This window comes from Azospirillum formosense (assembly GCF_013340925.1).
Classification (GTDB): Bacteria; Pseudomonadota; Alphaproteobacteria; order Azospirillales; family Azospirillaceae; genus Azospirillum; species Azospirillum formosense.
This window is the reverse complement of record NZ_WHOR01000094.1, coordinates 1-20,113: the sequence shown is the minus strand read 5'-3', so window position 1 is coordinate 20,113 and position 20,113 is coordinate 1. Positions and strand designations below refer to the sequence as shown.

At 69.8% G+C, this 20,113-nt stretch carries 19 protein-coding genes and 2 tRNA genes; 12 read left to right on the top strand and 9 right to left on the bottom strand.

Annotated features, from left to right (window positions below):
• The 4 genes from GBZ26_RS14210 to crtI form a co-directional block, all read right to left on the bottom strand.
• On the bottom strand, positions 1-456 hold a 456-nt coding region (locus tag GBZ26_RS14210), incomplete at its 3' end, for a glycosyltransferase family 2 protein (RefSeq protein ID WP_174439395.1).
• Positions 456-1,274: a lysophospholipid acyltransferase family protein gene (locus GBZ26_RS14205; RefSeq protein ID WP_174439394.1), complete on the bottom strand. Its 819-nt coding sequence runs from the start codon at positions 1,272-1,274 to the stop codon at positions 456-458. The genes GBZ26_RS14205 and GBZ26_RS14210, both read right to left, overlap by 1 nt.
• 9 nt (positions 1,275-1,283) lie before the next feature.
• Positions 1,284-2,825 (bottom strand): phytoene desaturase family protein, encoded by a 1,542-nt coding sequence (locus tag GBZ26_RS14200; protein ID WP_174439393.1) that lies wholly within the window; start codon positions 2,823-2,825, stop codon positions 1,284-1,286.
• Positions 2,822-4,375, bottom strand: a complete 1,554-nt coding sequence (gene crtI, locus GBZ26_RS14195; RefSeq protein WP_174439392.1) for a phytoene desaturase family protein — start codon at positions 4,373-4,375, stop codon at positions 2,822-2,824. Before crtI ends, GBZ26_RS14200 begins: the two co-directional genes overlap by 4 nt.
• A gap of 63 nt (positions 4,376-4,438) precedes the next feature.
• Here crtI and GBZ26_RS14190 point away from each other — a divergent pair, with 63 nt between their 5' ends.
• The gene (locus GBZ26_RS14190) at positions 4,439-5,911 is read left to right on the top strand and encodes an aldehyde dehydrogenase family protein (protein WP_174439391.1); all 1,473 of its coding nucleotides are present in this window, start codon (positions 4,439-4,441) and stop codon (positions 5,909-5,911) included.
• Positions 5,912-5,924: 13 nt separating this feature from the next.
• Positions 5,925-6,389 (top strand): DUF4126 domain-containing protein, encoded by a 465-nt coding sequence (locus tag GBZ26_RS14185; RefSeq protein WP_174439390.1) that lies wholly within the window; start codon positions 5,925-5,927, stop codon positions 6,387-6,389.
• Positions 6,390-6,497: 108 nt separating this feature from the next.
• Here GBZ26_RS14185 and GBZ26_RS14180 read toward each other — a convergent pair.
• The 3 genes from GBZ26_RS14180 to GBZ26_RS14170 form a co-directional block, all read right to left on the bottom strand.
• A tRNA-Ala gene (locus tag GBZ26_RS14180) sits at positions 6,498-6,573 on the bottom strand.
• A 30-nt stretch (positions 6,574-6,603) separates the two neighbouring features.
• Positions 6,604-6,690 (bottom strand) — tRNA-Leu (locus tag GBZ26_RS14175).
• Positions 6,691-6,824: 134 nt separating this feature from the next.
• Complete coding sequence (locus tag GBZ26_RS14170) at positions 6,825-9,170, bottom strand: mechanosensitive ion channel domain-containing protein (RefSeq protein ID WP_174439389.1); 2,346 nt, start codon at positions 9,168-9,170, stop codon at positions 6,825-6,827.
• A 282-nt stretch (positions 9,171-9,452) separates the two neighbouring features.
• On the opposite strand from GBZ26_RS14170, the gene gap reads away from it, so the two are divergent.
• The gene (gene gap / locus GBZ26_RS14165; RefSeq protein ID WP_174439388.1) at positions 9,453-10,475 is read left to right on the top strand and encodes a type I glyceraldehyde-3-phosphate dehydrogenase; all 1,023 of its coding nucleotides are present in this window, start codon (positions 9,453-9,455) and stop codon (positions 10,473-10,475) included.
• An 88-nt stretch (positions 10,476-10,563) separates the two neighbouring features.
• Here the strand turns inward: gap and GBZ26_RS14160 are convergent, their stop codons facing one another.
• On the bottom strand, positions 10,564-10,908 hold the full coding sequence (locus GBZ26_RS14160) for a type II toxin-antitoxin system HicB family antitoxin (RefSeq protein WP_014240811.1): 345 nt from the start codon (positions 10,906-10,908) through the stop codon (positions 10,564-10,566).
• A gap of 117 nt (positions 10,909-11,025) precedes the next feature.
• Between GBZ26_RS14160 and GBZ26_RS14155 the strand changes: the two genes are divergently transcribed.
• From GBZ26_RS14155 to GBZ26_RS14125, 7 genes are all read left to right on the top strand, one after another.
• Positions 11,026-11,469 (top strand): hypothetical protein, encoded by a 444-nt coding sequence (locus GBZ26_RS14155; protein ID WP_174439387.1) that lies wholly within the window; start codon positions 11,026-11,028, stop codon positions 11,467-11,469.
• An 87-nt stretch (positions 11,470-11,556) separates the two neighbouring features.
• Entirely contained in the window at positions 11,557-11,802 is a 246-nt protein-coding gene (locus GBZ26_RS14150) for a hypothetical protein (RefSeq protein WP_174439386.1), read from the top strand.
• Positions 11,803-11,982: 180 nt separating this feature from the next.
• Positions 11,983-12,912, top strand: a complete 930-nt coding sequence (locus GBZ26_RS14145) for a class I fructose-bisphosphate aldolase (protein WP_035674740.1) — start codon at positions 11,983-11,985, stop codon at positions 12,910-12,912.
• A gap of 12 nt (positions 12,913-12,924) precedes the next feature.
• Positions 12,925-13,563, top strand: coding sequence for a thiamine phosphate synthase (gene thiE, locus GBZ26_RS14140; protein WP_174439385.1), 639 nt, complete (start codon positions 12,925-12,927; stop codon positions 13,561-13,563).
• Between the two features lie 19 nt (positions 13,564-13,582).
• Complete coding sequence (locus GBZ26_RS14135; RefSeq protein ID WP_174439384.1) at positions 13,583-14,389, top strand: TSUP family transporter; 807 nt, start codon at positions 13,583-13,585, stop codon at positions 14,387-14,389.
• A 178-nt stretch (positions 14,390-14,567) separates the two neighbouring features.
• On the top strand, positions 14,568-15,914 hold the full coding sequence (locus GBZ26_RS14130) for an OmpP1/FadL family transporter (protein WP_174439383.1): 1,347 nt from the start codon (positions 14,568-14,570) through the stop codon (positions 15,912-15,914).
• 123 nt (positions 15,915-16,037) lie between these two features.
• Positions 16,038-17,033 carry an MDR family oxidoreductase gene (locus GBZ26_RS14125; RefSeq protein WP_174439382.1) on the top strand — a complete coding sequence of 332 codons (996 nt, stop codon included), beginning with the start codon at positions 16,038-16,040 and terminating at the stop codon, positions 17,031-17,033.
• A 27-nt stretch (positions 17,034-17,060) separates the two neighbouring features.
• Here the strand turns inward: GBZ26_RS14125 and epmA are convergent, their stop codons facing one another.
• Positions 17,061-18,125, bottom strand: a complete 1,065-nt coding sequence (gene epmA / locus GBZ26_RS14120) for an EF-P lysine aminoacylase EpmA (RefSeq protein ID WP_174439381.1) — start codon at positions 18,123-18,125, stop codon at positions 17,061-17,063.
• Positions 18,126-18,292: 167 nt separating this feature from the next.
• Here epmA and efp point away from each other — a divergent pair, with 167 nt between their 5' ends.
• Complete coding sequence (efp, locus tag GBZ26_RS14115; RefSeq protein ID WP_014240821.1) at positions 18,293-18,859, top strand: elongation factor P; 567 nt, start codon at positions 18,293-18,295, stop codon at positions 18,857-18,859.
• A gap of 91 nt (positions 18,860-18,950) precedes the next feature.
• Positions 18,951-19,811, top strand: coding sequence for an inositol monophosphatase family protein (locus GBZ26_RS14110; RefSeq protein WP_119510378.1), 861 nt, complete (start codon positions 18,951-18,953; stop codon positions 19,809-19,811).
• Positions 19,812-20,113 lie beyond the last annotated feature (302 nt).

Here is a 20,113-nt window from a genome sequence, read left to right as displayed (position 1 = left end):
GCCCGCCAGCAGCGCGCCGCAGGCGAGCCGGGCGGCGTCCGGGGCCAGCCGCACGTCGGCGTCCTGGAACAGCAGCACCGGGTGCCGCGCCAGCCCGGCGAGCGCCTGGCAGGCGTGCTGCTTGCCCGACCAGCCCGGCGGCAGCGGCGGCGCCGTCTCCAGCCGCAGGCGCGGGTCGCGGGCGGCGAGGGAGCGGACGATCTCCGCCGTGCGGTCGGTGGAATGGTCGTCCAGCACCACGACTTCTACCGACACGCCGCAGCTGGACAACGCCGCCCGCACCGCGGCGCCTATGGTGGCCTCCTCGTTGCGAGCGGGGATCAGGATGCTGACGGCGGCGCCAGGCGACGGCTCGGCCCGTGGGCGGCGGTAGAGGCACAAATTCACCAGGCCCAGCCCCAGCGGCAGCAGGGCGAGCGCCAGAGCCAGCGCGGCCAGCAGCGTGACGGTGGGCATCAGCGGGGAATTCCTTTCTGGTCCGGCGCGTCACCGTGCCTGGGGGTGAAGCTCTGTCCGCCGGCCCAGGCGCGCGCCCGGCGCCACAGGTCGTAGACACCGCCGACCCCCGCCGAGCCGTCGATCAGCGTCAGGAAGCGCTCCGGATCGCGGCTCTGCGCGTCGAGCGCCAGCGCGTCCATCACCGCCTCCAGCCGGCGCTCCAGCGCGGCGGCGATGTCGGGCACCGGCCGACCGGTGAAGGCGGAGGCATCGACGGGCGCGCCGAAGCGGGCCAGCGCCTCCGGCGTGCTCTCGTCCCAGAACGGGTATTCCACGGCGAGCGGCACCACCAGCGCCTCCGGCGCACGGCGGACCAGATGGGCGATGCCCGGCCGCAGGTGGACCGGGCGGCGGCGCGGATCGGTGAAGGCGCCCTCCGCGGTGATCCACAGCATGGAGCGCGGGTCGGCCAGGATGCGCCGGCCATGGCGCAGGAAGGCGGCGGCCCCGGTGCGGCCCGGCTCGACCCCGAACAGGCCGATGCGCGCCATGAAGCGGTAGCGGCGCAGCATCGCCGCGTCGATGGGGCCGTAGCCCGGCCGGTCGCGGTAGCGGGTCGTCCCCATCACGATCAGCAGAGCGGGGTCCCACCAGGACGGATGGTTCAGGCAGACGATCACCGGCCGATCCGCCGGCAGGGCCGGCCAGCCCGGCCGGGCCAGCCGCACCGCGTGGAAGTCGCGCCGCATCCGCCGCGCCATGACGGCGCCGAAAAAGCGGCAGAGCGCCGGCGAGCGCCGAGTCACCGGATCGTCGTTCAGCCCGTCATCTCCCATGCCCGCCCCTCAGGCGACGGCGCGCAGGTCGGTGCCGCGCGCCCCGCGCCGGAGGTCCTGGTCCAGGCTGTCGGCGGCGATCCAGCCCGACATCAGCACCATCGGCATGCCCGGCCCCGGATGGGCGGCCCCGCCGGCCAGATACAGCCCCTCCACGTCGCGCGAGCGGTTGCCCGGCTTGAAGGCGCCCATGAAGCGGCCGTGGCTGGCCAACCCGTAGATGGCGCCGTTCAGCACGCGGTAGCGGTCGTGGATGTCCTGCGGGGTCAGGACGCGCTCGACGCGGATGCGCTCCTCCAGGTCGGCCATGCCGGCGGTGCGCTTCAGCTTGTCGAAGACCACGCGGCGGTAGTCCGGCAGCATCCGCGACCAGTCGTGGTGCGGCCGCAGGTAAGGGGTGTGGACCAGCACGTAGAGCGCCTCGCCCCCCGGCGGCGCCACGCCGGGCTCGGTGCGGGCGGGGGCGGCGATGTAGCAGGTCGGGTCGGGCGCCGGCTCGCCGCGGCGGTAGATCCAGTCGAACTCCTCCGCCGGGTCGCGGGAGAAGACGAAGTCGTGGTGCAGCAGATGGTCGTAGCCGCGGTCGAGCCCGAGATAGAAGACCACGCCCGAGCAGGCCGGCTCGTAGCGGCGGCGCTTGCGGAAGCGCTTGGCCGGAGCGCCGCCCACCAGCTCCTCGTAGGTGCGGACGGAATCCATGTTGGAGACCACCGCCGACACCGGGATGCGCTCCCCGCCCTCGGTCTCGACGGCGGTGACGCGCTTGTCGGTCACCTCCAGCCGGCGCACGCCGGTGCCGGTGCGGATCTCGACGCCGAGGCGCCGGGCCACCCGCTCCAGCGCCAGCGGAACGGCGCGGGTGCCGCCCATCGGGTACCAGACGCCGTCGTTGGTCTGCATGTGGGCGATGGCGCAGAGCACCGCCGGGGAGCCGTAGGGGGAGGACCCGACATACTGGGTGAAATGGTCGAGCATCTGGGCGGCGCGGGCGTCGGGGACGTGGCTGCGGATGGTGCCGGCCACCGTGCTGCCCATGCGCAGCGCCAGCACGTCGGACAGGGTGCTGGTGTTCATGCTGTCGCGGAATTTCAGCGTGTCGCCGAGATCCTCCACCGACTTCCAGAAGAAGAAGCGCTCGGAAATGCCGTGCAGACGCTCCGACAGCGCCTGGAAGCGGCGGTAGCCCTCCCCCGCGCCGCGGCCGGGGGTCAGACGGTCGAGTTCCGCGGCCATCGCGCCGATGTTCTCCGACAGGTCCAGCACGGTGCCGTCGTCGAAGAAGCAGCGCCATTGCGGCTCCAGCCGGACCAGCTCCAGTTCGCGGTCGAGGTCGCAGCCGGCCTCCTCCAGGATGCGGCGTAGGACGCGCGGCACCGTCAGGATCGTCGGCCCCATGTCGAAGCGGAAGCCGCCCTCCTCCAGCACCGCCGCCTTGCCGCCGACCCAGCCGTTCTTCTCCAGAAGCACCACCTTGTGGCCGCGCGCCGCCAGCACCACCGCCGACGCCAGCCCGCCCAGGCCGCCGCCGATCACCGCGATCCGATCCGTCATGCCAATCCCCCCGCTACGGCCCGCTTGGGCAGGCCGGACAGTCCCATGGTTTCGCTGCGCCAGGGCGTCGGCAGGCCCAGTTCCGAGGCCAGCAGCCGCGACGTGATGCGCGCGCCTTCGAAGATGACCGGCAGGCCGCTGCCGGGGTGGGTGCCGCCGCCAACCAGATAAACGCCGTCCAGATCCTCGAACCGGTTGTGCGGCCGCAGGTGGAGCATCTGGTCGAGGCTGTGCGCGAGATTGAAGGTCGCGCCGCGGTGCACCGCGAAGTGGCGGTCCCAGTCAGCCGGCGTCACCACGCGCTCGACCCGGATGCGCCGCTCCAGGTCGGTCAGGCCGAAGCCGGCCAGCCGGTCGAGCACGAGACGGCGGTAGCCCGGCGCCTCGGCCGCCCAGTCGATGTGACCGCGCTGGTGGCCGACCGGCACCAGGATGTAGAGGGTGCTGCCGCCGGGCGGGGCGAGATCCGGGTCGCTGACGCAGGCGTTCTGCACGTAGATCGACGGGCGGCGCGGCATCTCGCGGCCGTCCTCGATCTCGGCGAGGTTGCGGGCGTAATCCTCCGCCAGATAGACGGTGTGGTGGTCCAGCCCCTCCATCCGGCCTTCGATCCCGAGATAGAGCATGAAGGTGGAGCAGGAGAATTTCTTGGTGGCGATGCGGGCGTCGCTCCAGCGACGGCGCAGATCGTCGGGCACCAGCGTCGTCATCGCGCGGGCGAAGTCGGCGTTGATGACCAGCGCGTCGGCCGGGTACTCGCCGGCCTCCGTCCGCACCCCCACGGCGCGGCGGCCCTGGAAGCGGATGTGGCGCACCGTCTCGTTCAGCCGCACGGTGACGCCAAGACTCTCGGCCACCCGCCGCATCGCCTCCATCACCGCCTCCGTGCCGCCGCGCGGGTGGAAGACGCCGTGCTCATGCTCCAGGAAAGACAGGATGGTGAACAGGCTGGGGCAGCGGAAGGGCGACATGCCCAGATACTTGCTCTGGAAGGAAAAGGCGAGACGGACGCGCGGGTCCTGGAAGTAACGGGACAGATCGCGGTCGACCGAACGCTGCGGCGAGAGCCGTCCCAGCGCCTTCAGCATCGGCAGCGACGCCAGCGCCCAGGGGCTGGAGAAGTCGGTCTCCAGGATCGGGCGGAACAGTTCCATCTTCGCCCGGTTGTCAGCCAGGAAACGCGGCAATCCCTGGGCGTCGCGCGGGTCGAGGCGCGCGATCTCCGCCATCAGCGCCTTCATTTCGGCGTGGACCCGCAGCTCCCCGCCGGCCTCGAAGACCAACCGGTAGAGCGGGTCGAGGCGGATCAGATCGACCTCGTCCGACAGGCGGCGCCCGCAGGCCTCGAAGATCTCCTCCAGGATGCGGGGATAGAGAAAGAAGGTCGGGCCGCTGTCGAAGCGGTACCCGTCGAGCGCGAAGCCGGCCGACCGGCCGCCGACGCGGTCCTGCCGTTCCAGCACGGTGACCTTCGCCCCGGTGAGCGCCAGGAGCATCGCGGACGCCAATCCACCCGGTCCAGCGCCAATGATCACAACTTGCCGTTCCATCCGCTTGCCAAACGCTCCCAAGCTGCCGACTTGTGTGAAGGCAGTTACGAACATGGACCGGAAATGGATCACAGCCACAATCCCACCTCTCCAGGTGTAACCCCTTGGACAAGCCGGGCCGGTGATCCATTTTTGTCTGCACAATCGGCGTGGTCCGGCGGCAATACAGCCGAAAGACTGTCCATCATCCGCAAAATCCGCCACCGCATCGCGGCGGATGCGGAGGATCTTGTGCGAACGCTGGCGACCCGCCCCGGACGCAGCCCGGCCGAGAGCCTGAGCGCGGAGGTCCTGCCGCTGGCCGAGGCCTGCCGTTTCCTGGAGCGCGAGGCCGCCGCGCTGCTGGCGCCGCGGCGGCTGGGCGCGCGAGGCCGCCCGGTCTGGCTGTTCGGAGTCGCCGCGGAGGTGCGGCGGGAGCCGTTCGGCACCGTCCTGATCGTCGGCCCGTCCAATTACCCGCTGCTTCTGCCGGGGGTGCAGGCGCTCCAGGCGCTGACCGCCGGGAACGCGGTGCTGGTCAAGCCGGCGCCCGGCTGCTCGGCGCCGATGGAGCGGCTGGCCGACTGGCTGGCGGAAGCCGGTCTGCCGGACGGCCTGTTCCAGCTTCTGGACGAGTCCCCCGACGCGGTGTCCGACGCGATCACCGCCGGCATCGACAAGCTGGTGCTGACCGGATCGGCCGCCACCGGCCGGGCGGTGGCCCGCCAGCTCGCCGACGGGCTGGTGCCCTCCACCATGGAGCTGTCGGGCAACGACGCGGTGTTCGTCCTGCCGGGGGCCGACCTCGGCACGGTCGCCCGCGCGCTGGCCTTCGGCCTGCGCCTCAACGGTTCCGCCACCTGCATCGCGCCGCGCCGGGTCTTCGTGCCGCGCGCCCTGGCGGCCGAATTGGAGGATTGCTTGACGCGCAGCGTGGCGGCGATCCCGCCGGCGGCGGTGCCCCTGCCGCTGCGGCGCCGGCTGGTCGAGCTGGTCCGGGCGGCGGTGGCGGAGGGCGCCCGGCCGGTTGGTTCACTGCCCGAGGACGCCGACCCGGCGATGGCGCCGCTGATCGTGGCCGACGCGCGGCCAGGCATGGCGCTGCTGCGCGAAGAGCTGTTCGCCCCCATCCTGTCGCTGGTGCCCGTCCGCGACGCCGAGGAGGCGCTGGCGGCCGCGGCGCAGAGCCCCTACGCGCTCGGCGCCTCGGTCTTCGGACCGGAAGAGGAGGCGCGCGCGCTGGCCGGGCGGCTTGACGCCGGAACGGTGACGGTCAACGACCTGATCGTGCCGACCGCCGACCCCCGCCTGCCCTTCGGCGGACGGCGCGCCAGCGGCTGGGGGGTCACACGCGGGGCCGAAGGGCTGCTGGAGATGACACGGGTGAAGACGGTCTCGGTGCGGCGGGGCCGGCGGCTTCCCCACACCGACCCGCCGCGCGACGGCGACGCGGCGCTGATGCTGGCGGCGCTCCGCCTGCTCCACGGCGGTCCCGGCGCCCGCGCCGGGGCGGTCCGGACCCTGATCCAGGCCCTGCGCGACCGCCGGACCGACTGACGCGGAGACCAATGTGACGACTGCCCTGATTCTCGCCGTCCTGATCGGCGCCGTGTCCGGTTCGCGCACCCTGCTGGGGCCGGCGGCGGTCTCCTGGGCCGCCTATGGCGGCTGGCTCGACCTGTCGGGAAGCTGGCTGTTCTTCCTCGGCCACCCGGTCTCGCCCTGGGTCTTCACCGCGCTGGCGGCGGGGGAGTTGGTCATGGACAAACTGCCGGGCACCCCTAGCCGCAAGCTCCCCTTCCCTTTCGCCAGCCGCATCGGCGGCGGCGCCATCGCGGGCGCTGCCATCGGCGCGAATGCGGGCGCCTGGATTCCCGGGCTGATCGCGGGTGGACTGGGCGCGGTCGCCGGCACGCTGCTCGGCTACGCGGCACGCCGGCGCATGGCCGCCGCCTTCGGCCGCGACTGGCCGGCGGCGCTGATCGAGGACGCTGTGGCGCTGGCCGTCGCTCTGCTGGTCGTCGTCGCGGCATGAGCGGGCCACTCGGTCGCATCGGCGGTGGCGCTGTCCTCGAACCCGACGGCGGAATGGGCCACCGAAATGGGAAAAGCCAGCAACCCGTCAAGGTTGCTGGCTTCATGATGGTGGAGCCAAGGAGGATCGAACTCCTGACCTCTACAATGCCATTGTAGCGCTCTCCCAGCTGAGCTATGGCCCCACTATACTCTCAGACCAACACAAGAAGTGTTGGTGCGCTTGGAGGGACTCGAACCCCCACGGCCTTTCAGCCACTAGGACCTGAACCTAGCGCGTCTACCAATTCCGCCACAAGCGCATCGTCTGCTCTTTGTCCCGCGCCCCTTGGGGTGACGCGGGAGCGCTGATATAGCCGTGGCGATGGCGGGGCTCAAGCGAAATCGACATGGCCCCGTCACTTTTTTGCAAGACCGAGCGGGTTGGTGCAGCCCCCTATTCAGCCGCCCCGGCATGGCGCATCCGGCCGGCGTTGGCGGCCCCCGCCTCGGCCCCCATCCCGGCCAGCACCTCCGCGGAACCGCGGGCGATGTGCAGAGTGCGTTGCGGCAACGGGAAGTCGATTCCCAGCTCGATGAAGCGCGCCTTCATACGGCCGTTGAACTCCCGCCCGACGTTCCACTGCTGGATGGGCAGCGTCTTGATCCGCGCCTTGATGACCGCCGCGGACTCCTGGAAGGAATCGATGCCCAGCACCTCCAGCGGCTCCAGGATCAGCGGCGCGAAGCGTGGGTCCTTGCGCAGCTCGTCGCCGATGCCGTGCAGCACGGAAACCACGCGGTCGGCGTTCTCGTGATAGGGAATGGCCACGTCGAACACGTAGTAGCTGAAGTCCTTCGTCATGTTCGACACGCTGGTGACCGCGCTGAAGGGGATGGTGTGCACCGTCCCGTCGAAGTCGCGCAGGCGGATGGTGCGGATGTTCATCCCCTCCACCAGACCGCCCTTGCCGCCGACATTGACCACGTCGCCGACCGAGATGGTGTCCTCGAACAGGATGAACAGGCCGGTGATGACGTCCTTGACCAGGGTCTGCGCACCGAAGCCGACGGCGAGGCCGACCACGCCGGCACCGGCCAGCAGCGGCCCGATGTTCAGTCCCAACTCCGACAGGGTGATCAGGATGACCAAGGTCAGAAGAACCACCAGCAGCGCGCTGCGCAGCAGCGGCAGCAGGGTGCGCACCCGCGCGCTGCGCTGGATGGCCCGGCCGTTGCGGTCCGTCGTCGCCAAATGGCGCTCGATCAGCCCGTTCGTCACCTCCCACACGGCGAGCGCGATGGCCCCGACCAGCAGGAGCGACAGGCCCGACGCCACAATGCGCAGGCCGATGGCCGTCTGCAGCCAGCCCCAGACATCCAGCCCCCAGGCGTTCAGAATCACCAGTCCGCCCAGCACCGCCACCGCGGCGTGCAGCAGCCGCGCGGTGGGGGCGACGTAGCGTCGCAACCGCCCCGCCGCCCAGGCCGAGTGGCCCCGCCGGCGGTCCATGCGCTCCAGAATCGCCGCGGCGGCGCGGGTGATCCCCCGCCCGATCAGCCGCGCGACCCCGGCGACCACCAGCGTCACCGCCGTCGCCCGGACCACGAACAGCAGGCCGCCGCTGATCTCCAGCGCCCAGATGCCGAACAGGACAATGATGTAGAGGATGGCGATGGCGTGCCAGACGTCGGCCACGCGGCGGCCGGCGGCGCGCAGCATCCGCCCCGCGCCGGCGGCGCGCCGTCCGGGCGGAACCGGCGACACCACGTCGGACAGCGGCTGCGCCGCCGCGATCCCGCCGCGCAGGCGTGCGGCCACCGCCTCCCGGCTTTGCAGCACCAGCACCGCCAGCATGACGGCAACGACCAAGCCGACCAGCGTTACCAGCGCGCTGTGGCTTTGCGCCGGCAGGCCGAGCCGCCGAGCCGCCTCGGCCAGGAACATGCCGTAGAGCGTGGTGATTGCGATGGTCCGGCACCAGCGCAGCAGCCGCAGGGCCGACCCGTCGCCCACCGGAAGCAGCCGCAGGTTGGGTGAGGCTGGAGCCAACAGCGCCCGAACGACCAGCAGAACGATCTGCACGAAGATGCTGGCGTTGAGGAAGGTGACGCCCAGAACCCGCACCACCGGCGGAGGGTCGAACAGCGCCAGCACGCCGAAACCGGCGGCGGAGAAGGCCACGATGGGCGCCAGATCGAACAGCGACCGCACCAGCAGCAGCGGCACCTTGGCCAGGGTCGAGTGGATGGGCCGGGCCGCCAGCATCGCCCGCGGGCGCCGCAGCGTGCGAACGGCGATCAGCCGGGCGCCCTGCCCGACCACCACCACCAGCACCAGTTCGGCGACCAGCCAGCCCCAGGCGGCGCGCTGCGCCGGGTCGGACACCTGCCGCTCCAGCCAATGCAGCCCTTGCGGAGCGTTCAGCAGGGCGTCACCCGCCAGCGCGGCCTCCTGCCCCAGCCCGTCGAGCCGGTTTGACAGCAGAGTGAGCAGGCGGGTGCCGATCCCGTCCGGCTCCGCCGGCGCCGCGGCGGCCTCCGCCTGCTCAAGGGCGCGGAGTTGGCCGAGCAGGGCTGAGCGGCGCTCCGGGTCCTCCAGCGTCTGGCGCAGGCGGGCAATCTCCTCCGGATTGGGGGCCGCCTCGGCCTGGGCCGGAGGGGTGGGCGTCGGGATCTGGGCCGACGCCGGGGTCGCGATTCCCCCCAGCGCGGCGGTCAGCAGGAGAAGGAGGGCGAGAAGGCCGCGCAAGGCGCGGACGCGGGCGGCGGGAAGCCGCGGGGCACGGTCGTCGAAAGTCATCGTCCTCTGGCGGTACCGGTTTACGGGTCCAATCCAGGCCAACAGCGCCGAGCGCGGTTTGTCTTGCAACGCAGCAACCGCGGCATTTTGTCCGGCGGACCGCCCACCCTGCCCTCCGCTCTTGCACGTCAATCTAATATACTAGTATACATTTCGGCAAAAACCGGAAGCTCCCGCGCCCTGCCGCGGCGGGCGGCCCGATCCGGCGCCCCCTTTCCCACCGGCCCTGGCCGGCGCCGCCCCCAATCCCATCCGGGGCCGCGAACACCAGCGGAGAACAGCATGTCCGTGAAGGTAGCGATCAACGGTTTTGGCCGCATCGGCCGTCTGGTTCTGCGGGCCATCTACGAGAGCGGCCGCAACGACGTGGAGGTCGTGGCGATCAACGACCTGGCCGACCTCAAGGCCAACGCCCACCTGCTGAAGTACGACAGCGTCCACGGCCGCTTCCCCGGCACCATCGAGACCCGCACCAACGAAGGCGGGGGCGGCGAGCTGATCGTCAACGGCCACTCGATCAAGGTCGTTCAGGAGCGTGACCCGGCCAAGCTGCCGTGGAAGGATCTGGGCATCCAGATCGCCATGGAATGCTCGGGCATCTTCACCAAGCGCGCCGACGCCGCCAAGCACCTGGAAGCGGGCGCGGAGAAGGTGCTGATCTCCGCCCCGGCCACCGACGAGGACATCACGGTGGTCTACGGCGTCAACCACGACCAGCTCAAGGCCGATCACCGCATCGTCTCCAACGCGTCCTGCACGACGAACTGCCTGGCCCCGGTGGCCTTCGTTCTGAACAAGCTGATCGGCATCGAGAAGGGCTTCATGACGACGATCCACTCCTACACGGGGGATCAGCGCATCGTCGACACCAACCACAAGGACCTGCACCGCGCCCGCGCCGCGGCGCTGAACATGATCCCGACCTCGACCGGGGCGGCCAAGGCGGTGGGCAAGGTGCTGCCCGAGCTGAAGGGCAAGCTGGACGGCACCGCCATGCGCGTGCCGACGCCGAACGTCTCGGTGGTCGACTTCAAGTTCACCGCCAAGCGCGCCACCTCGGTGGAGGAGATCACCAAGGCGATCTCCGAGGCCGCCAACGGCCCGCTCAAGGGCATCCTGGGCGCCTACACCGAGGATCTGGTCTCCACCGACTTCAACCACGACCCGCACAGCTCGATCTTCGCGCTGAACGAGACCAAGGTCATCGACGGCACCTTCGTCCGCATCATGACCTGGTACGACAACGAGTGGGGCTTCTCCAACCGCATGAGCGACACCGCCGTCGCCATGGCCAACGCAAAGTAAGCCGTCACAGGCTTGCCGCCAACGAGAAAGGGCGCCCTGAACGGGGCGCCCTTTTTTCATGAGCCGGCCGTTGCGACGGGGACCGCGGTCACCCCGCCTTGACGGCGTTTATTCCCGTGGCCTGTGTCAGCTGGTCGGCGACCCAGGCGGCGACGCTCTTGCCTTCGCGTTCCGCACAGGTGGCGATGGCGCGGTGGAGCATCGGGTTGACCCGGATGGCGAGCTTGCCCGAATAGGGCTGCTCGGTGTTGCCCGCCATGTCGCAGGCCATCGCCAGATAATCGTCCACGGCCTCGCGGAAGGCCCTGCGCAGCTCATCGACCGAGCGGCCGGTGAAGGTGATGCCGTCGCGCGTGTTGATGACGGCGCCGACGAAGATGCCGGCGTCGTTGTCGAAATCGATTTGGGCCTTGTAGCCCTTATAGTCCATCATCGGCGGCGACCCCAGGGATGCGTAGGTTGGAAGGATAGCCTCGCCTCCGCCCCCACGGTTTGACCTGCCTCAATTCCCGGAATCGGGGTGAGGGAACGCCCGCCCTGTTTTGTCGTGATGACCGCCCTGCCCCCGCACAGCCGCCCCATCCGCATCCATAGCCTGACCGACGCCGACAACGCCTGTGCGGCGGCGACAGAGCTCGGCGCTCCGCTGCTGCTGGTCAGCGCGCCCGGTGCCGCGGCCTCCGCCGGGGCCGGCTGGTTCCGCGAGGTCATCGCCCGCGCCGCCGCCCGGCACCCGTCGGTTGCGATAACGGCGGTGCTCGACTGCGCCGACCGGCCCGGCGACGCCCTGGGCGCGCTGTCCGCCGGGATCGGTGCGATCCTGTTCACCGGACGGGTGGACGTCGCGGAGCGGCTGGCCGACATCGCGGCGCGGCGCGGCGCTCGCCTGCTGACGGCGCTTCCCATCGCTCTCGACCTGCGCGGCGCCCGCGATCCCCGGCGCGCCTGCCGGGACTGGCTGAATGGGCAAGACGATGGCCATGTCACGGAATAGTCCCAAGGCGATACCGCTTTTTCCCCGAATCCGCACGATCAAAAGTGGTGTATGGTGATTTCATCATCACGATGCGGTACCACCCCCATGACGACGACCACGCCTTTGCGGCCCCAGGCGGACACCGCTCCGCTGACGGGTGAGGAACCGGCCCTGCTCCAGCCGGAGAGGCCGGACGGGCTTCCGCGCGGCTCGCGCTTCCCCGCGCCTCAGGTGGAGAAGATCCGCGGCGCCCGCCTGCTCGCCGTCTGGGCCGGCCTGGCCGCCGGGGCCTGGGCCGTGGCGGTCGGCGCCGGCTATGGCCTCTACGTCATCGTCCAGTCCGTTCTGTGACAAAAAAGCGGCTTGCTTGCCGCCCTCGCCTCGCCCTTCGGCGATTCCTGAACCGACCTCTCGGATAGACCCTTTTGCCGCCGAGAGGGCGCGCATTACACCCCTGCCGACGTTGCAAAGAGTCCCGCGCTGGGCTATGAGGGCCGCATTTCCGACAGAAACCCCAAGGGGAAGAGCCAGATGAAGCTCACTCGTCGTGTTAAGGAAATTCTTGCGAACTACGAGAGCGACACCCCGGGCGTCAAGGCCAACCTTGCCCGCATTCTGATGGAAGGCAAGCTGGGCGGCACCGGCAAGCTGGTGATCCTCCCCGTCGACCAGGGTTTCGAGCACGGCCCGGCGCGCAGCTTCGCGCCGAACGAGCCGGGCTACGACCCGCATTACCATTACCAGCTCGCCATCGACGCCGGCTGCAACGCCTACGCCGCCCCGCTGGGCTCGCTGGAGGCCGGCGCCTCGACCTTCGCCGGCTCGATCCCGCTGATCCTCAAGATGAACAGCGCCAACAGCCTGTCGCGCCAGAAGGAGGACGCCGACCAGGCGGTGACCGCCTCGGTGCAGGACGCGCTGCGCCTGGGCTGCTCGGCCATCGGCTTCACGATCTACCCCGGCTCGGACGCCATGTACGACCAGTACGAGGAGATCCGCGAGCTGTCGAAGGAGGCCAAGTCGGTCGGCCTGCCCACCGTCCTGTGGTCCTACCCGCGCGGCGGCACGATCTCCAAGGACGGCGAGCTGGCCATCGACGTGATCGGCTACGCCGCCCACATGGCCGCCCTGCTCGGCGCCCACATCATCAAGGTGAAGCTGCCGTCGGCCCATCTGGAGCAGGCGGAGGCCAAGAAGGTCTACGAGTCCAAGAACATCCCGATCGCCACCCAGGCCGACCGCGTCCGCCACATCATGCAGTGCGCCTTCAACGGCCGCCGCATCGTGGTCTTCTCGGGCGGCGCCACCAAGGGCGAGGACGCGGTGTTCGAGGACGCCCGCGCGATCCGCGACGGTGGCGGCAACGGCTCGATCATCGGCCGCAACGCCTTCCAGCGCCCGCGCGAAGACGCTTTGAAGCTGCTCGACCGGATCATGAAGATCTACCAGGGCAAAGAGTAAGGATCGCCTCGGGTGACCGAAACCGCCTGCCGGCTCTACCTCGTGACGCCGCCGGTCCTGGAACCGGCGGCGTTCGCGCCGAAACTGACCGAAGCGCTGGACGCGGGCGATGTCGCCTGCGTCCAGTTGCGTTTGAAGGACTGCTCCGACGACGCCGTGCGCCGGGCCTGCGACGCCCTGCGCCCGATCGCCCAGGAGCGCGGGGTGGCCTTCATCCTGAACGACCATCCCGAACTGGCCCGCGAGACCGGCTGCGACGGCGTGCATGTCGGGCAGCAGGACACGCCCTACGCCCAGGCGCGGCGGATCGTCGGCAACGACGCCATCGTCGGCGTGACCTGCCACGACAGCCGCCATCTCGCCATGGAAGCCGGCGAGGCCGGGGCCGACTACGTCGCCTTCGGCGCCTTCTTCCCCACCACCACCAAGGACGCCGCCTTCAAGGCGGAGCCGGAACTGCTCCGGTGGTGGTCGGAGCTGATGGAGGTTCCCTGCGTCGCCATCGGCGGCATCACCCAGGAGAATTGCGGGCCGCTGGTGAGCGCCGGGGCCGACTTCCTGGCCGTGGTCGGCGCCGTGTGGAATCATCCCGACGGGCCGGGCGCCGCCGTGAAGGCGTTCAACGCCGCCATCGCCGCGGCCGAAGGGTGACGAAGGCCGCCGCCGGATCATGGATCTCCTTTCCATCGAGGCGCTGTCCGCTCTGTTCGCGGTCGGCTTGGTCGCGGGCTTCGTCGACGCCATCGCCGGGGGCGGCGGGCTTCTGACCCTCCCCGCCCTGCTCTGGGCCGGTCTGTCGCCGGCGCAGGCGCTGGCGACGAACAAGCTGCAATCCAGCTTCGGCTCCTTCTCCGCCGCGGTGAAGTTCACCCGCGGCGGCGAGGTGAAGCCGCGCGACATGGCGGTGATGATCGGCTGCACCTTCGCCGGCTCCGCGGCGGGCGCCGTCATCGTCCAGATGATCGACCCGGGATTCCTGCGCAACGTCATCCCGGTGCTGCTGATCGGCATTGCCATCTGGCTGCTCGTCTCCCCGAAGGCCGGCGAGATCGACGCGCAGCAGCGCATCGGGGAACGCGGCTTCGCACTGCTCGCCGGGACGGGAATCGGCTTCTACGACGGCTTCTTCGGGCCGGGCACCGGCACCTTCTTCGCCATTGCCTTCGTCTCGCTGCTCGGCTTCAACCTGCGCAAGGCGACCGCCCACACCAAGGTGCTGAACTTCACCAGCAACATTGCCGCCCTCCTCTTCTTCCTGGCCGGCGGTCAGATCGCCTGGGTGGCCGGGCTGCTGATGGGAGTGGGCCAGATGATCGGCGCGCAGATCGGCGCTCACATGGTCATCCGCAACGGTGCCGCCATCGTGCGGCCCATGCTGGTCATCGCCTCCGTCGCCATCACGGCGAAGCTGATCTGGACGGACGCCCAGGGCGTGATCGGCGCGGGCATGGCCATGGTCGCCGGCTGGCTGGGCTGAGCGCCTTCAATACCCCGATCTTCACACCCGCGGCAAATCGACCTTAGCGGGCATTCCTCTCCCCCATGCATACCCAAGGGCGCATAGTTTGTTGGCCCAACATTTTTCAGCGCTGCCACTTTACGTTAACGTCAATCTGTGTATCATTGCGTCAAATAACGAAATTGGGGAGAAGCGCATGTCCAAAGGGTCTCTGAAGGGGAATCTGCTCGCCGCGGCCGCCGTTGCCGCCATTGCGGCCCCGCTGCCGGCTGGTGCCGCCGGCTATCTGCTGAAGGAGCAGAGCGCCTCGGGCCAGGGCACCTCCTTCGCGGGCGCCACCGCCAACGGCATGGGCGACGCCACCGGTCTGTTCTTCAACCCCGCGGCCCTGGGGACCATCGAGGGGAATCAGGCGGTCGGCGTGCTGAGCGGCGTGTTCCCGACCTCGAAGACCAGCAACGCCCGCGGCACCCGCGCCACGCGGCTGGGCGGCAGCACCATCCAGGGCACCTCCGACCCTGGCGACATCGGCATGGACGCGGTGATTCCGTCAGGCTATCTCGCCTATACGGTGTCGCCGGACGTCAAGCTGGGCCTTGCCATCACGGCGCCCTGGGGTCTGTCCACCGACTATCCGGAAAGCTGGACCGGCCGTTACCACGGCATCCATTCAAGCCTGCTGACGATCAACATCTCCCCGACCGTGTCCTACCGGCTGATGCCGGATCTGACCATCGCCGGCGGCCTGCAGTTCCAGTACGCCAAGGCGCGGCTCAGCCAAGCCGTGGATTTCGGCGCCATCCTGGCGGCCACCGGGGTTCCGATCGCGCCGGGCTCGCGCGACGGCGTGGGCGAGGTCAAGGGCGACGACTGGGGCGTCGGCGTCACCGCCGGCATGCTGTACGAGCCGGCCAAGGGCACCCGATTCGGTGTCTCCTACCGCTCCTCCGTCTCCCACGAGTTGGACGGCGATTCGAAGTTCGAGGGCGTCCCCGCCGTACCGGCGCTCCAGGCCAGCTTCGCCAATTCGCCGGTGCGGGCGAAGGTCGCCACGCCGGACATCATTTCCTTCGGCGCCTATCACGAGCTGACCAGCTCCTTCGCCGTGATGGCCGACGCGCAGTGGACCAACTGGTCGCGCTTCAAGGAGCTGCGCATCCGCTATCGCAACCCGCTGCGCACCGACACGGTGACCGACGAGAATTGGGACGACTCCTGGTTCTTCGCGCTGGGCGCCGCCTACAAGTGGAACGAGAAGCTGACCCTGCGCTTCGGCGTGGCCTACGACCAGACCCCGGTCAGCGACCAGTACCGCACGCCGCGCATCCCGGACGAGGACCGTTACTGGGTTTCGATCGGCGCCGGCTACCAGTTGACGGACAGCATCCGGACCGACATCGGCTACAGCCACATCTTCGCCAACAAGGCCAAGATGGACCTGCGCGACAACCTGACGGGCAGTGACGCCTTCCGCGGCAACCTGTCCGCCGACTACAAGGCCCATGTTGACGTGATCGCGCTCCAGACCAAGATCACCTTCTGATCGGCATCCCGGTGGAGCGCGCGGGCGCCGCCCGTTCGCTCCACCGTCCCCGCCCCTTGTCCATCGCCGCGTCCGTGCTAGGCTTTCCCCCAATCAAGAACACGATCCGGGAGAGGAATCCGCATGGCCGACACCTTCACCGCCTTCGTCATCGACGACGTCGACGGCAAGCCCAAGGGGGGCTTCAAGCCGCTGAGCCTGAGCGACCTGCCCGACCATGACGTGCTGGTCGAGGTCGCCTATTCCACCCTGAACTACAAGGACGGCCTCGCCGTCTCCGGCAAGGGCCGGATCGCCCGCAAGCTGCCGATGGTCGCCGGCATCGATCTCGCCGGCACGGTCGTGGAGTCGCGCTCCGCCGACTGGAAGGCCGGCGACAAGGTCATCGTCAACGGCTGGGGCCTGTCGGAAACCCAGTGGGGCGGCTACAGCCGGTTCCAGCGCGTGAAGCCGGAATGGCTGACCCGGCTGCCCGACGTCTTCTCAGCAGAGGAGGCGATGGGCATCGGCACCGCCGGCTACACCGCGGCGCTCTGCGTCGACGCGCTGGAGGATTGGGGCACGATCCAGCCCGGCGGCAAGGAGGTTCTGGTCACCGGAGCGGCCGGCGGCGTCGGTTCCGTCGCGGTCGCCCTGCTCGCCAAGGCCGGCTACCCGGTCACCGCCTCCACCGGACGGCCGGAGACCCACGAGTATCTGTCCGGCCTGGGCGCCACCGGCTTCATCGACCGCGCCGCCCTTCAGGAGAAAGGCCCGCCGCTGCAGAAGGAGCGCTGGGCCGGCGGCGTCGATTCGGTGGGCGGCATCACGCTGGTCAACGCCCTGTCGCAGACCGTCTGGGGCGGCGCCATCGCTGCCTGCGGGCTGGCGGGCAGCGCCGACCTGCCCGGAACGGTGCTGCCGCACATCCTGCGCAGCGTCACCCTGATCGGCGTCGATTCGGTCGCGGCCCCGGCGGCACGGCGCGAGCGCGCCTGGGCGCGGCTGGCCCGCGACCTCGACAAGGACCACCTGAAGGCGATGTACACGGTGGAACCCATGTCGAAACTGCCGGAACTGGCCGGCCAGATCCTCGCCGGTCGGGTGCGCGGCCGCGTGGTGATCGACGTCACCGCGTGAGGACGCGGAAACCGGTGGCGGACGGGGTCAGGCCCCCGCCACCGGCAGCCACAGCACCTCGTCGATGCGCTCCGCCCCGCTGCACAGCATGACCAGCCGGTCGAAGCCCAGCGCGATGCCGCTGCATTCCGGCATGCCATGCTCCAGCGCGGCGAGGAAATCCTCGTCCACCGGGAATCGGTCGCCGTAGATCCGCTCCTTTAGGTCCATGTCGGCCTGGAAGCGGGCGCGCTGGGCGCGGGCGTCGGTCAGCTCGCCGAAGGCGTTGGCGAGTTCCAGGCCGCAGGCGTACAGCTCGAACCGCTCGGCCAGCCGCGGGTCCTCCGGCTTGGGGCGCGACAGGGCGGCCATGCAGACGGGATAGTCGGTCAGCACGCAGGGCACGCCCGCGCCCAGATGCGGCTCGATCCGGTCGAACATGATGCGGAAGACGATGTCCTCCCAGCGGTCGCCGTCGTGCGGCGCGATGCCGATGGCCCGCGCCATGGCGGCCAGCGGAGCCGGGTCGGGGTCGTGGCTGCCGTCGAAGGTCTCCAGCAGGTCGATCCCGGCATACTCCCGGAAGGCGTCCTGCACGGTCAGCACCCGCCACTCCTTGAAGGGGTCGCAGGTCATGCCGCGGAAGTCGAATCGCGTCCGCCCGGCGGCTATGGCGGCCTCGCGCACCAGATCCTTGCAGTCGCGGATCAGCGTCCGGTAGCCCTCCCCCGCCCGGTACCATTCGAGCATGGAGAATTCCGGCGCGTGGGTGGCCGACCGCTCGCCGTTCCGGAAAACGTGGGCGATCTGGTAGATGCGCGGCAGCCCCGCCACCAGCAGCTTCTTCATGGCGAATTCGGGGCTGGTGTGCAGGTGCAGCCGCAGCCGGTCGTCGGGGTGCGGCCCCACCAGTTCCGTCGCGAAGGCCTGGAGATGCGGCTCCATCCCCGGCGAAACCTGGAGCGCCGGGGTGTCCACCTCCAGGAAGGCGTTCTCCTCGAAGAAGCGGCGGACGGCGCCCAGCACGCGGCCGCGCACGGCCAGATGGGGGCGGCGGCGGGCGAAGGTCTCAGGAGCCCAGGACGGAGAATGGGCGGGCGTGACGGGGGACATGACGGCCTTCCCTGACGGAGCGATGACGCTGCTTAGCAGAGCGGGAGCGGCGGCGAAAACGGACAAAGAAGGCGCAGAGCGCCGATTCAGCGCCGCCCGGCGTTGCCACCGGCCCGGCAAGCTGCTAGGTTCCGCGCCGCCTGTCTCCTGGAAATCACGAGTATGTCATGAAGGTCAACGCCAACACGATGCGTCCCGGCCATGTGCTGGAGCATAACGGGAAGCTCTGGGTCATTACGAAGACCGCTATCGTCCAGCCCGGCAAGGGTGGCGCCTTCATCCAGCTTGAAATGAAGGATGTGCGCACCGGCAACAAGTCGATCGAGCGCTTCCGCACCCAGGAGACGGTCGAGCGCGCCCGCCTGGACGAGCACGAGATGACCTTCCTGTTCGCCGAAGGCGACAGCTACACCTTCATGGACAAGGAAAGCTACGAGCAGACCGCCATCCCCGGCGAGATCATCGGCGACCAGAAGGTGTTCCTGCAGGACGGCATGGAAGTCACCGTGCAGTCCTTCGAAGGCGCGCCGCTCGGCGTCGAGATCCCCGGCAAGGTCACCCTGCAGATCACCGAGGCCGACCCGGTGGTGAAGGGCCAGACGGCCTCCTCCTCCTACAAGCCGGCGAAGCTGGAGAACGGCGTGTCGATCCTGGTGCCGCCGCACATCGAGTCGGGCACCCGCGTCGTCGTCGATACCCAGACCGGCGAGTATGTCGAGCGCGCCAAGGACTGAGCGTCCTGACTGATTTTTTGCGCACCGGCTCTCGCTTAAGGCAGGGGCCGGTGTATTCTTTTTCCGGTTCCGCACGAGATAAAGCACGCCCATGGCCACCCGCTCCGCCCTTATCAACGTGATGGTCCGCGCCGCCGAAAAGGCGGCCCGCGGCCTTGTCCGCGACTTCGGCGAGGTCGAGCACCTCCAGGTGTCGCGCAAGGGCCCGGCGGACTTCGTGTCCGCCGCCGACATGAAGGCGGAAAAGCTGCTGCGCGAAGAGTTGCAGAAGGCCCGTCCGGATTTCGGCTTCCTCATGGAGGAGACGGGCGCCAGCAAGGGCAGCGACCCGACCGCCCGCTGGATCGTCGATCCGCTGGACGGCACCACCAACTTCCTGCACGGCATCCCGCACTGGGCGATCTCCATCGCCGCGGAGAAGAACGGCGAGATCGTCGCCGGCGTGGTGTACGAGCCGGTGCACGACCAGATGTTCTGGGCCGAGAAGGGCCAGGGCGCCTTCCTGAACCACCAGCGCCTGCGCGTGTCGGAGCGCCGCAACCTCGCCGACGCGGTGATCGCCACCGGCATCCCCTTCAAGGGCCGCGGCGACCATGCCGGTTTCCTGGTGGAGGCCGAGGCCCTGATGAAGGAGGTCGCGGGCATCCGCCGCTTCGGCGCCGCCTCGCTCGACCTCGCCTACGTCGCGGCGGGCCGCTACGACGGCTATTGGGAGCGCGGTCTCGCCCCCTGGGACGCCGCGGCCGGCCAGCTTCTGGTGACCGAGGCCGGCGGCTTCGTCGGTGAGATCGGCGGCGGGCGCAACCCTGTGTTCGGCGGCACGATCCTGGCGGCCAACGCCCACTTCCACCTGCCGATCGCCAAGATCCTGCGCGGTGCGACGGAGCGCAAGGTGCGCTCCGCTCCCGCCAACGCCACTGGGGCCGGGGCGGCGGACGCCGGTCAGGGCTGACCTCCGGCCGAGCCATAAGCCCTTCATGACGTTGGGATAGCAAGGGCCGCGCTTTGGTGGGGAAACACGCCGCGCGGCCCAAAGGGCGTTGTCCCTACGCCGATCGAAGGGCTATGGTACCAACGCTTTTCCGTATCACTGGGAACAACGCGCTGGTCACCATGAGGATTGTCGGACGCATGAGCGGTTCTCCAAACGCCCCCGTCGGGCGCCCGGTACCCCCGCGCGTCATCCCCGCGGCCGCGGCCGTGTTTCTGTACCTTCTACACACCTACGACACCACGAGACTAGGGGCAACGTCG